The following is a 13,638-nucleotide window of genomic DNA, read 5'->3' as shown; positions in this document are numbered from 1 at the left end:
AAAAATTTTTTATCCCTGTAATTGAGTATATATACCAATACTTATTGTTAAAATGTTTAAATACACTAACATATACTGCAAGCTACATTCAAAGTTCGAATCTTCATTCTGAATTGTTGTTTCCATAAAACCAAATAGTTTTCTAAACCATGAACCACAAAAGAGTGGCAAGAACATCAGAATATAATAATAATATCGACCTTGAACACCACCTACAGTAATATCACCTTTATGGTATACCCTTGGATCTCCTGAAATAGCAATTACTATTAATGAAGCAATTCCTACAAGTAAGAGAAAACTAAAATATTTAAAAAATGTTGGCATTTCAAATTTATTTTTTAATACAATTACGAACATTGCAAAAAAGAAAATAACTGTTGAAACTGCAATCAAAAATGGGGAATATTCTGAAACATATTTCAATGGTTCAGAAACAAAATCATGAATAATCCCGTATGGTGCCAAAAATAAAGTTCTAATTAATGGTAATGGATGTGTTACAAAATATAATAGTCCTGGGCCTTTGCCTGACAAAGCATTTTCTGAAGCAAACAATCTAATGATTCCAACATATGTAAAGGAAATTAATAAATTAAAACCAAACAAGATTGAACTAAATTTTCTTACCGATTTATCCTGATAATACTTATTAGGCAATATTGAAAATAGACTTCCAATTAATACAAACGGAAATTTTGCAAATGAAAATAGTAATGTAGAACATTGAAATACAAAAGCATATTTTCTATCAATTTTATTTTCACCAGATAGTATATTTGTCAATATAGCAAGACTAATTAGTGTTGCTCCAAAATATAAATAATCATAATGATAACCTGCTATGATGTATAATACTGCAGGAAATGTAGCAAATAAATATATCGCTTCTCTATAAACTTTGCTGATTTTTAATGCAATAAATACTAGAATAGCAAATGCTATTACTTCGAAAATTCTACCCAAATAATAAGAAACATACACTTTTTTAGAGATTAATCTACCAATATTCCATCCAATTGCACTAGGAATGAAGGCCGGATTGTCAAATCCAACTTTTACTCCTTTAATCTTACTTTTTTTATGTTCAACATTGAACCAATAATTTTCATCTTTTTTACTAGGGTTTCTTAGTGCATCATATTTGAAAACTGAATTATAATCTTCCAATTTTTCATTAGAATATTTAAAAATAGGACTATCAGAAATACTAATTACATTTGGTAAATGAGACTCTTCATCTAATCCATATTGGACTGGTTTCACTACTGAAATTACACTACCGAAAATAATTATCAGAAAAAAAGCATTAATTGGCAATTTCTTTTTGTCTTTTGGATCAAAAAGAATAAAATAAATCACAATACTAATAATTAATAGTATGATTTTAAGATTGATAGTAAATTGAAATAAACTAGCCAAAAACACCCTTGAAAATAATACTAAAAAAATAGCGATTAAAATATTTCTAATTTTGGTCTTATCAATAACTCCCATATAATTTACTCTACTTTCTTTTTATCATTCTTTTCACTATATATTTCACAGCTCTTGCAGGTCCTATCACGATATACTTCAAGGCGCCTTTAATCCCCCCAATTTGATTAAAGTCTACAAAGGTATGGGGTTGAAGATCTTCACGATTGTTCAATTGCTTATTATCGATAAATGGTGTCAGGACATGAGGATTTTGAGAGATCCTAAAGTCATATTTTTGTTCCCAAGAAATGTAGATCAACAAACGTTCGATCGCATGCAACATCGAATTTTGAGGAAGAGGTTCTGCTGGAACATCTGCTGCTATCAAATTCAAATCAAAGAGTGGTTTCAAAGCATCGTATTTAAACCACACAAAGGTCCCATAACTCATGACAAAGGTATTCAGATTTTTGAAGTCAATCGTCTTGGTCGCTCCCATCCGTTCCCAAAGCTTGTTCATCTCTGGTGAAATAAGAGCCTCATTCCAAGCAACTACTATTCGATTGTAACGAAAGAAAGTTGGAATATCTGCGATAGTGATTCCGACTTTTGGATTGGCCTCCATATTGGCAAGGATTTGATCCGCTGGCTTAACTAGCATCTCAATCAATTCTTTGCGCCAAGATTCACCTGCCCAGAAATCTGCTTCTTTGGATTTCTTGGTATGGAAGTGGCCAACATAATCGTATTTTGAGAGTTGCTCTTTTAAGAACAGCATTGGCAATACATCCCGTCCAATGTTTCCAGTCACCACAATCGTCGCATCTTGTGTCCGATTAGAAAGAATTTGCTCAATATCCTGCTTCTTCTCTTCTACATCTGTCGTAATCCATAAGTCATAAGCGAAATGAAAGGCTTGAAAAGCATCTAGAAATTCTTCCAAAAGGTCCACATAAAAGACATGAAGATGAACCGCAACTTTTTTACCGAACTCTCCAGCTAATTCCTGGTTTTTCAAGTACTTACGAGACAAGAGATAAGGATAGTCCGGACGATCAATCATAGACATGTGGTTGAGAATCAAGTCTAATGGGTAGTTCGATACACGCTCCAACTCGTCGAAAATATAAGGCATAATTCCTTCATTGTTTGCAATGGTTTTGACTTTGATGAAAGGAACCTTATGATTGAGAATCGCTGTAGGATTGTAGTAAGAAAAGTCTGGATAGAGCATCCCTGTGGTGTCTTCATGGATGGTATCAAAGACCGTCTTATAGCGAAAACTAGCATCCAAGAAATTCGTTGTGACCTTGGTTTCATAGTTATCAATCACATCTTGAACATTGGTGAAGTCCTGAACACCTTGCCAAAATTCATGGAAGGCACTTGATGTCAGCACCTGTTTTTTAAAACTAAGATAATAACTCTGAATATGCTCGTTAAAATCCTTGTCTTTCCGGTAATTGGTCATTCCCCAGAAATCCACTTCACTATCATTTTCAAACCGCTGATAGATTGGTTCTAGATCCCAAAGTGGTCCAAAGCAGGTGTCATTCATGAGGGTGACCGAATCAAAATGAGCCAGTTGGTCAAAGCCGACTGTCTTCATTCCATCCCTCCAAGCCGCAAAGTCAAATCCACTATTTTGACGCTCTAGAATATCGTCCACCAGATGCTGTGCTACTAAATTAGACTTCACATCTTCTGGTAGTTGGCTATTGGAGATAAAGACCACCCGTGAATACAAGGGGCGAATTTTTTCTAATTGGTAAAGTACATGTCCACTAATAAAATTAAACTTATTGAAGTGGACATATAAAAGTAAACGTTGCATACTATTTCCTTATTCTTAAGAATTTCAAGATCTTTGTTGGAATCGTCCAACGGCGAGAATGGATGATGGAATTGTATTCATGAGATAATTTTTTATAATTCTCATGTAAGTTGAATAGGTGTCTACTAAATTCTTCGTCACTATCTTTTTCATAGGAGAATTGAAATTGATTACCTAAACTATTCGAAAGATCAAACAAAACATGCGGATGAGTATTAAAGAAAACTAAAACATCCTCAAAATCAATTCCATTTGAAGTTACAAGAGGAATTTCTCTCTGGTCCTCCAATGCTATCAATGACAATCCTTTATAGGAGCTAGGAAATTCTGAAAGTAATATTTTTAGACTCTTTTCATTTTCAAGCTGAAAGATAATGGAGCCCTTATTTTCCATTCTCTCTTTTGTTATTTCATGGTAGGCTGAATGGAGCCCATCATTAGAAGCTGAAATTACCACTTGAGATTTACCAATGACTTCGATATCACGATTCTTGAATTTCATCCCCAAAAATCGAGCATACTTAGAGGATAGCTTTTGGTTAACAATAGGTGTTTCTTCTTCAATGTTATCTTTAAAAACAGCATAAATTGTCTTAAGATTATATTTCTTTCGAGCGAGTTCTTGATCCAGTAATTGTTTTTCTTTATAGGCGTCAAAATGATCAATCACTGTAGCCATTTGTTGACTTAGCAGATCTCTATCTCCTAGTGGATATAAATTCCCAGATTCTAAAAATTTACTCGAAGACAAATGACCTAAATTATCAGAAATGATTGCCGGAACTCCATTGAGGACTGATTCCACAAATACTAAAGAAAATGTTTCTAATTTAGCAGGCAAGACGAGGATATCTTTATCTGTCACCAAGGACCATGGATCCGAGTGAAAACCAACAAAAGTCACACGATCTAGATGATGAGTTTGAATATAGTCATCCATCAACTTTTTGTACTGCTCATCCCATCCTCCGATGAAGACCAGTTCGATCTCCTTCCGATTTAAGTGATTATAGGCTGCAAGCAACTCAAGCTGATTTTTCCGTTCGTTAATCCCACCAATAGATACAAAGCGAAAAATGGTCGAATTCTTGAGAGGACGCTCTTGAACTTCTGTATAAGGGATGAACGGAATCAATTTGGCAGTCGTAAAATAATTCGTTAGAGTCTGGTACAATTCTCCTTCAACTACAAAAATTTTATCAGACAAATCATCAATTAAGGGAATCAGGTCCATATAATAACCGAACTCGCCAAAAGGAAATTCATGAATAATATAAAAATGTCTGACCTTTTCACATGCAGCTGCCATAGCTCCCTGAAACACATTTACTGTATTCGAAATGACCAGTTCAATCTGTTCATTCTGAATGATTTTTCTTACTTCCTCAATATTCTTTTGTTGAGAAGTTTGGATTTCTAAATCCGAAATATCTAGCGTTTTAGACTCAGGCCACCACCACTGATTCGTTTTTAACTGAAATAGTTTAATTCCAGCTGTATCCATATGACGGAGGTAGTCTTTATCACTGTGTGGAGAATTATCCGGTATCACGTTATAAACTTCGTGACCTTGCTGAACCAACAATTTCATTAAGTTCACAATCGATACTTCTGCTCCACTAAACATGGCTCCAACAGGAGAAACAAATAAAATTTTCATAGCCTACACCAAAGAAATTATTCCCACTTACCTTGACGGATCAACAAACCAGTCGAAGAATCCAATTCTGAACGATTTGTTCGATCGACTACCCGAACAATTGAAAAGACTGGAGGGTTCGTTGTCGACAATATTGCTAAGTTTTCTTGATTTTCGTCTCTTAAAAATGCTACTAATCTTAACTTCACATGATTAAAGTACGGTAGTTTACATTTATAGGTGATTTTTTTAGGTCCGACACCAGATAATGGAATATCCATGGAATTATCATTATAAAGCCCATTCCCAGTAGAAATATCAACAAATGAAAAGGCTATATGTGGATTCACAGAATCATCTAATAGATCAAATGAAAACTCAATCACCACCTCATCATCAGGAGTTACTTTCTTAGGAGAAAGCAATCTAGCTGTAAAATCTTTAACTTCCGTTGTGACCAAACCCTCGTCTTCATTTCCATGATGATGGGAACTCGATTCCAAATTGTCAAAACTATATTGGTCAGAAACGTCAAAAGGATCACCAATTGCTTTCACCAAACCATTTTCAATCAAAACGGCCTTGTTACAATATTTCTTGACAGCTCCCATATCATGGGTAACCAGGATAGTAGTTTTCCCTGATTTTTTCCGTTCTTGGAAATAATCGTTACACTTGCGCTGGAAGGCTTCATCTCCTACTGCAAGGACCTCATCCAAAATCAAGATATCGCCTTGGGCCTTAATCGCAACCGAAAAGGCTAGACGAACCTGCATGCCTGATGAGTAATTCTTAAGCTTCTGGTTCATAAATTCATGTAACTCGGCAAAGTCTACGATATCATCGTACATGGCATCAATTTCAGCTGTTGAAAAGCCAAGCATGGCGCCGTTCATATAGACATTTTCTCGGCCTGTCAGTTCTGGGTTAAAGCCTACTCCAAGCTCGATAAAGGACACCAGTTTCCCATCAATAGTGACAGTACCTTTTTCTGGAACATAGATTTCAGAAATAATTTTCAAGAGAGTCGATTTTCCAGAACCATTTCGACCGAGGATCCCGAAAAAGTCTCCTTTTTCTACTTCAAAAGAAATATCCTTAAGAACATGTTGTTCTTTGTATCCTTTAATGCCTTTGAAGCGATTGACCAGGGCAGTTCGAAGACTATTGGTTGCTTCTGTTGGCAACTTAAAGTACTTGCTGACATGGTCTACTTTTACTGCAATTTGTTTATCTGTCATTAGAGAATCTCCGCAAATTTCTTAGCATTCTTATTAAAGTAAGTAAAGCCAGCGACAAAAATAAGAACTGGTAAAACATAAGGAATCAAAACCAAGAACTTGTTTTCCACCAAAAGCCAGACAGGAGTGTTGGCCTTATCAATCAAGAAATAACGCATGTCTTGAATAATTTGAGCCAACGGATTCATCATGACCAATTTAGCAGCCCATGGATTGCGGTCTGCAATAAAGGTAATCGGGTAGATAATTGGCGTCGCATACAAGCCTGCTTGCAAGAGTACTTCCCAGACTTGTCCAAGATCGCGAAAACGAACAAAAAATGTCGCTAAGATTAAAGCGCATCCTGTCGCCATCAAGAATAACTCAAAGAACAACGGAATCACCATCAAAGCTGTCCAAGAGAATGTCACCCCATTAAAGAATGAAAAAATCAAAACCACTACAAGGTTAATGACAAAGTTGATGGCTGCTCCTGAAATCGCAGACAAGACAATGATATATTTGGAGAAGTTCAACTTCCGCAATAGGTCGCCTCGACTAACGATCGACACCATCCCCATAGATGTGGCTTCTGAAAAGAATCCCCAGATTACATTGGCCAACAAGAGGGCAACTGGGAAATGGGGCACATCACCACCCAAACGTAAAAATCGGATGAAGACAATATACATGATCGTAAAGGTCATCAAGGGCTTTAAAATCGACCAAAGATAACCAATCGCTGATCCTTGGTATCGTAATTTAAAGTCTGTTTTAATTAATTCTCGTAATAAAATTAGATTTTTCTGACTAAAAACGTCAAACATTATTTTTTACCTCGATATGCAAACTTTGTCAGAATCAAGCTGATAAACACAAAAGTGTGAAAAGCACGGTTCTTCCGATAACCATACTGACGAAGACGTCTCAGACGTTCTTTTAGTGGAACATCCATAATGGTGACAAAGTTTTCAATAATTTCTTTAGTTTGGGGACTGTTCGGAAGATCCAATAGATTTTTTGCTTGTTCTTGACTAGACTCAATGAGATTCCAATATTTAGCAAAAAGAACATGAGGGCGAACCCAGTTTTTGATCCGTTTTCTAAGGGTACGAGCCCCCAGAACATTGCTACTGTGCTGACGGTACAATTCTGTTGGCTGTTCGATATAGATGAGCCTCCCAAAGGCAGTTGCCAACAAGGCCAAATACCAATCATGCATAAGGAGTGCATGATTTTCTTGACCCGTCCATAAGTCAGCCAGGGCGTGGTTAATCATGGCTACCCCACCAGTTACTGTATTTTCCGTCAGTTCTTGAATCAGTTCTGTATTGGCATGATCAGACTGGGTGCGAATCATACTTTCATGCTGCACATTCAAGTTTTCATCAACCACTTTTAAATCTGTGTAGACCAGCAAAGGCTCTTCTTGAGGATGCTTCTCTGCTTCTGCTACCTGAAGAGCAATCTTATCTGGTAACCAGACATCATCTTGGTCACTAAAACAATAAAAATCTGCTTCTTCATATTTCAAGAGGGCATGGAAGCTCTTGATGACACCGAGATTTTCGATAGCTCCCTGGTTGATAAAGCGAATGCGCTCATCTTGGGCAACCAACTCTTGAATGATCTCCACCGTACCATCTCTTGATCCATCATCTCGGATCAGGAGTTGCCAGTCTTGATAAGTCTGGTCTTGGATACTTTTGACCTGCTCTTTTAGATACTGTTCACCATTATAGGTGGACAACAAGATATTTACTTTCATGATAAGAATAATTCCTCGTACTCACCTACAATTTTTTCCCATGTAAAGTTTTGCTTCATATTGGCCTTGGCACGTTGACCCCATTCAGATACATCTTCTAAAGGATCGACCTGGTCAATCAAATGCGCCAAATTTCCAGTTTCTTTAGTCCAATATTGAGCCGTGTCCTTAGCGACCGTTTGGTTAAAGGAGACCCCTAAAACTAAATTCAGATCCGTCTGCGCGAGAGCCTCTAGGAGACCAGGATTGGTTCCGCCCACTTCATGACCATGGATATAGGCAAAGGCTTCTTTACGGATATACTTCAAGAGGTCTTGATCATAGACCGTTCCTACAAACTTAACACGAGAATCCTGATCAAATCCAGTTCGAGTTCGAAATTCTTCAAAATAAGGATTGCCTTCATGGTTACAAATGATCACCAAATCCCTCTTGGTAGAAGAGGCCATAAATTCACGAACGGCGGTCTCATAATTATTTTCTGGGACAAAGCGGCCCAAAATTAGGTAATAGTTTTTCTCTTGAGTCTGCCACTTCTGATAGAATTCTCGGACCTTATTATCCTGACTATTTAAGCTGGTCGGAGACAAGTCCGTCCCATAGGCAATATAGGTCGTATTAGACCAAGGGTAGGCTTCCTTGATATAGGACTCAATACCAGGGTTGTCTGAAATTACCAGATCAGCATGGCGCGTCATGATCTTTTCAGAATACTTGAGATAGGCTTGGATCGGCTTAGCCCACTTGGCCCTCTTCCACTCCAGTCCATCTGGATTGATATAGAACTGCCCGCCCAATTTATGGATTTTACGCGCAAAAGGCGCCACAAAGGCTCCGATTGTATTTCCTAGTACATAAAAAATTGGCTGTTCAATTCCTTGTTTCTTAATGAACTTCAAGGCATAGTTGATAGCCATCATATCATAGGCGATGACACGTGCAGGCCCAAGCTTAGGGGCTTTAATCGTATAACAAGCGACACCCTTGTAGTCAAAATGATAATAGGCTTGATCATTAGAAAGGCAGGCAACATGGTATTGGATATCTGGAGAAACTTGATGCGAGACCAATTGGTCCACAAAAGTCTCAAAACCGCCATATTGAGCCGGAAGTCCACGACTTCCGATAATAAAAACATCTTGCATAGAGTTCCCTTTCAAATCATTCACAGTCTATCCAATTATACCATTTTCTAGGCTTTTTGCCTAATACAAACAGAAAAGCGACCCTCAAGGGCCGCCTATTATAAAAGCTATTAATTATTTGTCTTCTGACTCTTTACATATTGTTTCATAAGGATATTTGCTATCCATTTTGGCCAAAAGAGTTGGTACATATACAAATCTTCTTTACTACGAGTATTATCCGCTATAGTCTTAGATGTCTCAGATTCCTCATGAATTCGGTGACACATTAGCTTATCTGACACATAGACAAAACGTCCCTTGTATTCACTAATCTTATACCAAGCATACCAATCAAGGCTAACCTTCATTCCCTCATCAAAATAGAAATTCTTCAATTTTTCAAGATTATAGGTGACAGCTGGGCAACAAATTGGATTACCAAAAGCCATTACGCGGTTGCGCCAAAAATGACTACCAGGAAAAAGATTCATTGTTTTTAGCATCAAAGTTTTAATCTTGAGGTTTGTATTTGCAGGAATCTTAAGACCATTTTTTTCTTCAAAATAATCAGAATATCCGATTAGAACATCACTAGTTTTTTCCATCTTGGCCAATATTTTTTCTACATACCTTGGCTCATAATAGTCATCCTGATGGGCGATCGTAGCATATTTTGTTTCTACAAAAGAGATAGCATTATTCCAATCCTTGCCAATCCCCCCACCTTGTTTCGTATAAAATGGGATAGCATAACGCTGACAAAGTTCCTTAATCGAATCCAGTGGCGTTGAACTATAACAGATAATTTGAGATTGAAGAGTTTGATTTTTCAAAGATTGAATACAAGTTTCAAGATAATCACTTTCTCCATAAGCGCAAATTACCCAAGTATGATTATCCTTCATTCTTTTCCTCTTTCTCTTCTACATGACTTTTTAGAATAGATAATTCCTGAACTAGATGCTTAATCTGCTCTTTTTGTTTCGATAAAGTCATGGTTTGTAGGAAAGCGATGACCAACAAGAAAAAAATAGCAAGCGATAGCAAAAAATTCGAAGTCAGTTCAAATCCAAGTAATCCTGCAAAATAAACCGGAATAACATCAAAAATGGAAATAATAATCATTACCAGACTGATGACAATCCACATGAAAGCCTGTTCAAATAAAATATTATTCTTATTGATATTTCTAATGACTAAATAAAGGAAAAAGATAGAAGCTATCAACATCACCATAGATAAAACTGACATTATTCACTCTCCTTCATAAATGCTGCAATAACAATCGATGAACACACTTCAAGCATATATCGAATAGATTTAATTGGCGTAATAGAAGAGGCACCTCCAGTACGTTCAAACATATTTGCTGGTTGTTCAACAACTCGATATTTGCGTTTCAAAATATGAACAATAGTCTCTGGTTCTGGATACTTGATTGGATAACGTTTAGCGAATTGTTTGATAACAGATTTATCAACCAAACGGTAACCCGAAGTTGTATCTAAAACTCTTTGTCCAGTTGTCCATTTGATAAGATTGGAAATAACACTAATTCCGAAGCGTCTCATAAAAGTTGTTTGAAATTCAGACTTAACCTCACCAACAAAGCGAGAACCAATAACTAGGTCTGCTTCATTTTTTCGAATTGGTTCTAGCAAATCTGACAAGGATTCAATATCATGTTGACCATCGCCATCAAATTGAACTGCTACATCATAGTCATGCTCTAGTGCATATTTGTAGCCTGTTTGAACCGCACCACCAATCCCAAGATTCATCACGAGATTAACAGCATTAAAATGGTTCTCTTCCAGAATTTGTTTTGTCTTATCTGTTGATCCATCATTGATAACAACATAATCCAAATCAAAATCAACTTTCTTGCGGTAATTCAAGATACTTGATACCGTGTCGAAAATACTTTCCTCCTCATTGTAGGCAGGAATTATCATTAAAACTCTCAACTATTTTTTCCTTTCACATATCTTTTTAAAATATTCAATCTCTTAATAAAGTTATAAAATACAATTTATCCTCGATACTTCTTATAGAATTTTAATAAATAGGCAAATAATTTAGTTGAAACTTTCAGACCCAACATTTGACTAATCAAACCTGTTAATTTAAATTCTTTGTTAGTTAACATTCTAGAATATTTTAACAAGTAACGATACTTAAATAATAATCGTTTGATTTCTGGATTTGAAAGGTATTGATTCACATATGGCAATATTGAAATATATGAAATTGAGAAATAAACTTCCAATCCTATCTGAATATCTTTATTATACTTTTCGTAATCTATAAGGCCGAGGTGGATACTTTTTAAAATATCATGAACATTTTTTTCTTTCACAATATTTGTAATGCTCCCTAGTCTATTTTGTCTATACATATAGCACATTTCGTTCAAGACTGAATATGATTCTATATTCTTTAATACATCTGCACAATATAAACAATCTTCAGAAAGTAATCCTACAGGAAAATCCAACCCATTTTCAAACAAAGACTTCTTTACACATTTATTCCAAGCAGGTGCAGTAAAAAGTCCCGTAGAGACTATATTAGAAATATTTGTATCTATTTTTCCATAAACCTGAACTTTATCAAACTTTATTTCAATAGTTTCTGATTTCGAATAATATTTTTCATATGGAAAAATCACCACATCACTACAATATTTTTCAATATTTGAGGACAATTTTTCAAGAAAGTTCTTATTACTCCAAAAATCATCCCCATCAACAAATAATAAATAATTCCCCTTAGATTCTTTTATTCCAGCATTTCTTGCCGAGGATAAGCCACCATTTTCTTGATGAATAGTTCTAACAACTTCATGTTTAGATGATAATTCATCACAAAGTTCACTCGTTTGTCCATCTGTAGAACCATCATCAACAATAACAACTTCATATTCAGAATTAGGGAAATTTTGATCTGCAAGACTATCAACACATTCTTCTAAATACTCTGCCACATTATAGGCAGCTACCACAATTGTAAATTTCATTTTACTTATTCTTTCTAATAAAAGTATATGGATTCGTTAAAAAATAAATTACTAGGGAAGCAAGTAGCCACGCTATCATTGCACAAAGAAATGATAATGAGGCTCCAAAAATTTCAAATTTTGACACAAGAGGCTTGGCAGTTAAGATTGACACAATATAACCCACAATAAAGGAAATAACCAAAAAATGTTGCTTCCTAAATATTGTCAAAATATTATCACATACAGTTGAAAATGTACTCGCAATTCCTCCAAGCAACAAGACGACAAAACTCGTCTGATACTGTTTAAGGTTAGTCCCATATACAATATCCAAAGCTGGGATGGCTATAAAAGCACCAATTAGAAATATTAATATGCAAGTTCCAAATAAAATTTTGAAGAGATTATTCTTGTAAGTGACAAAATGAGAAATCTTCTTTTCTTCTAGAAAGACTGCAAGTTGTGTAATCATTGGTCTAAGAAACACAATCATAAGATTCATGGCAAAAATTGGTGTAAACAAAATACTAAAATCTCGCTGAACACCATTTCCAATCAAACCTTGATTATAAATATCATTCAAAGCATATTTAGGCTGATTATAAATTGAGACCAACAAAAAAGCATTAATAAACAAAGGTAAACAATCTTTTAATATATTGATGATATTACTCAACCTAACACTCTTAAGATTTAAGCAATGAAAGACTTTTGAATTAGGATAATCAAATAGAGCAATAAAAACAAATGAACTGATGGTTTGTGCGATAACAGACCACAATAGATTTTTAGAGATGACTAAAGTTAAAGCAAATACGATTGTTGAAATGGTATTTCTCAGGAAAAGTGACTTCCCTGCAATATCCAGACGTTCTTTCTGCTGAAACAATCCTTGAAAAACATCTGATAGGGCTTCACTAACTCGGAAAAAAGATACCCAAAAAATTATCCCTAGATTTGAGTGAGTATTAGTATTAAAAATTAAATACGTCACTAAAAGAAGAACCATTGCAACATTAGAAATAATTCTCGTGACGAAATAGGTGTCAAAAGAATACTTTTCTCTTATATCCGTTGCTTGAAAATCTCTAACTTGAAAACTTGCTACAATAACAAAAAGATTCGCAATTGCATAAGCAAAACTATATATATCCGCTGAAGTACTATTTAAAGCACGTGTAACAATAAAAAGAAGTATAACTGAAACTGCAGCTGAAGACATACTTCCTAAAATATTCCAGAAAAAAACCTTTTGGGCAGTTACTTTTTTCAAATATTTCACTCTCTTTCGATAACTATATTGCATTAATTATATCATATTCTAAATGAAAAACGAGAGAACAGCATTATGACACCTGTTCTCTCTTTTAACGTAAAAAGGTCATTAAGTATTCTTATTTCACTTCTTGTTTGTAAAACTCTTTCAAAGCATCTTGCCATGTTGGGATGACAAACCCTGTTGCTTTGGCTTTAGCCAAACTCATTGTTGAGTTCAGTGGACGTTTAGCTTTAGCTGGAAATTGACTTGAATCAACAGGTTTGACTTCAACATCTGTATCTTTTAGGATTTCAACCGCAAAGTCATACCAAGTTGTATCTTCTGCTGCATCATTAGACAAGTGGTAATATC

The 13,638-nt window shown here is 35.4% G+C and carries 13 protein-coding genes; all 13 read right to left on the bottom strand.

Annotated elements, in window-relative coordinates; genetic code table 11:
• Positions 1-9 precede the first annotated feature (9 nt).
• A complete protein-coding gene (locus tag STRDD10_RS00680; RefSeq protein ID WP_067192224.1) occupies positions 10-1,497 on the bottom strand; it encodes a DUF2142 domain-containing protein in 1,488 nt (495 codons plus the stop codon).
• Positions 1,498-1,507: 10 nt separating this feature from the next.
• The gene (locus tag STRDD10_RS00675; RefSeq protein ID WP_067192221.1) at positions 1,508-3,253 is read right to left on the bottom strand and encodes a rhamnan synthesis F family protein; all 1,746 of its coding nucleotides are present in this window, start codon (positions 3,251-3,253) and stop codon (positions 1,508-1,510) included.
• A 1-nt stretch (position 3,254) separates the two neighbouring features.
• Positions 3,255-4,913, bottom strand: coding sequence for a glycosyltransferase family 4 protein (locus tag STRDD10_RS00670; RefSeq protein ID WP_067192220.1), 1,659 nt, complete (start codon positions 4,911-4,913; stop codon positions 3,255-3,257).
• Between the two features lie 17 nt (positions 4,914-4,930).
• Positions 4,931-6,133 (bottom strand): ABC transporter ATP-binding protein, encoded by a 1,203-nt coding sequence (locus tag STRDD10_RS00665; protein WP_067192217.1) that lies wholly within the window; start codon positions 6,131-6,133, stop codon positions 4,931-4,933.
• On the bottom strand, positions 6,133-6,939 hold the full coding sequence (locus STRDD10_RS00660; RefSeq protein WP_067192215.1) for an ABC transporter permease: 807 nt from the start codon (positions 6,937-6,939) through the stop codon (positions 6,133-6,135). The genes STRDD10_RS00665 and STRDD10_RS00660 overlap by 1 nt, the downstream gene beginning before the upstream one ends.
• On the bottom strand, positions 6,939-7,880 hold the full coding sequence (locus STRDD10_RS00655) for a glycosyltransferase family 2 protein (RefSeq protein WP_067192213.1): 942 nt from the start codon (positions 7,878-7,880) through the stop codon (positions 6,939-6,941). The genes STRDD10_RS00660 and STRDD10_RS00655 overlap by 1 nt, the downstream gene beginning before the upstream one ends.
• Positions 7,877-9,025 carry a beta 1-4 rhamnosyltransferase Cps2T gene (gene cps2T, locus STRDD10_RS00650; RefSeq protein WP_067192210.1) on the bottom strand — a complete coding sequence of 383 codons (1,149 nt, stop codon included), beginning with the start codon at positions 9,023-9,025 and terminating at the stop codon, positions 7,877-7,879. The genes STRDD10_RS00655 and cps2T overlap by 4 nt, the downstream gene beginning before the upstream one ends.
• Before the next feature lie 110 nt (positions 9,026-9,135).
• Positions 9,136-9,912, bottom strand: a complete 777-nt coding sequence (locus tag STRDD10_RS00645) for a glycosyltransferase family 2 protein (protein WP_067192208.1) — start codon at positions 9,910-9,912, stop codon at positions 9,136-9,138.
• Positions 9,902-10,258 carry a DUF2304 domain-containing protein gene (locus STRDD10_RS00640; RefSeq protein ID WP_067192205.1) on the bottom strand — a complete coding sequence of 119 codons (357 nt, stop codon included), beginning with the start codon at positions 10,256-10,258 and terminating at the stop codon, positions 9,902-9,904. The genes STRDD10_RS00645 and STRDD10_RS00640 overlap by 11 nt, the downstream gene beginning before the upstream one ends.
• A complete protein-coding gene (locus STRDD10_RS00635; protein ID WP_067192202.1) occupies positions 10,258-10,974 on the bottom strand; it encodes a glycosyltransferase family 2 protein in 717 nt (238 codons plus the stop codon). Before STRDD10_RS00635 ends, STRDD10_RS00640 begins: the two co-directional genes overlap by 1 nt.
• Positions 10,975-11,039: 65 nt before the next feature.
• Positions 11,040-12,026, bottom strand: coding sequence for a glycosyltransferase family 2 protein (locus STRDD10_RS00630; protein WP_067192200.1), 987 nt, complete (start codon positions 12,024-12,026; stop codon positions 11,040-11,042).
• A gap of 1 nt (position 12,027) precedes the next feature.
• Positions 12,028-13,314: an oligosaccharide flippase family protein gene (locus STRDD10_RS00625; protein ID WP_197458283.1), complete on the bottom strand. Its 1,287-nt coding sequence runs from the start codon at positions 13,312-13,314 to the stop codon at positions 12,028-12,030.
• Between the two features lie 88 nt (positions 13,315-13,402).
• Positions 13,403-13,638, bottom strand: a 236-nt coding sequence (locus tag STRDD10_RS11375; RefSeq protein ID WP_231853334.1) for a sugar nucleotide-binding protein, incomplete at its 5' end; no start/stop codon positions are given.

This window comes from Streptococcus sp. DD10 (assembly GCF_001578805.1).
Lineage (GTDB): Bacteria > Bacillota > Bacilli > Lactobacillales > Streptococcaceae > Streptococcus.
The sequence above is the reverse complement of the archived record's forward strand: the minus strand, read 5'-3'. Positions and strand labels throughout refer to the sequence as shown.

Coding starts and splice junctions, on each gene's coding strand:
- STRDD10_RS00680 (WP_067192224.1), bottom strand. CDS start 1,497: ATGGGAGTTATTGATAAGACCAAAATTAGAAATATTTTAATCGCTATT.
- STRDD10_RS00645 (WP_067192208.1), bottom strand. CDS start 9,912: ATGAAGGATAATCATACTTGGGTAATTTGCGCTTATGGAGAAAGTGAT.
- STRDD10_RS00625 (WP_197458283.1), bottom strand. CDS start 13,314: ATGCAATATAGTTATCGAAAGAGAGTGAAATATTTGAAAAAAGTAACT.
- STRDD10_RS00640 (WP_067192205.1), bottom strand. CDS start 10,258: ATGTCAGTTTTATCTATGGTGATGTTGATAGCTTCTATCTTTTTCCTT.
- STRDD10_RS00675 (WP_067192221.1), bottom strand. CDS start 3,253: ATGCAACGTTTACTTTTATATGTCCACTTCAATAAGTTTAATTTTATT.
- STRDD10_RS00660 (WP_067192215.1), bottom strand. CDS start 6,939: ATGTTTGACGTTTTTAGTCAGAAAAATCTAATTTTATTACGAGAATTA.
- STRDD10_RS00665 (WP_067192217.1), bottom strand. CDS start 6,133: ATGACAGATAAACAAATTGCAGTAAAAGTAGACCATGTCAGCAAGTAC.
- STRDD10_RS00670 (WP_067192220.1), bottom strand. CDS start 4,913: ATGAAAATTTTATTTGTTTCTCCTGTTGGAGCCATGTTTAGTGGAGCA.
- STRDD10_RS00655 (WP_067192213.1), bottom strand. CDS start 7,880: ATGAAAGTAAATATCTTGTTGTCCACCTATAATGGTGAACAGTATCTA.
- STRDD10_RS00630 (WP_067192200.1), bottom strand. CDS start 12,026: ATGAAATTTACAATTGTGGTAGCTGCCTATAATGTGGCAGAGTATTTA.
- cps2T (WP_067192210.1), bottom strand. CDS start 9,025: ATGCAAGATGTTTTTATTATCGGAAGTCGTGGACTTCCGGCTCAATAT.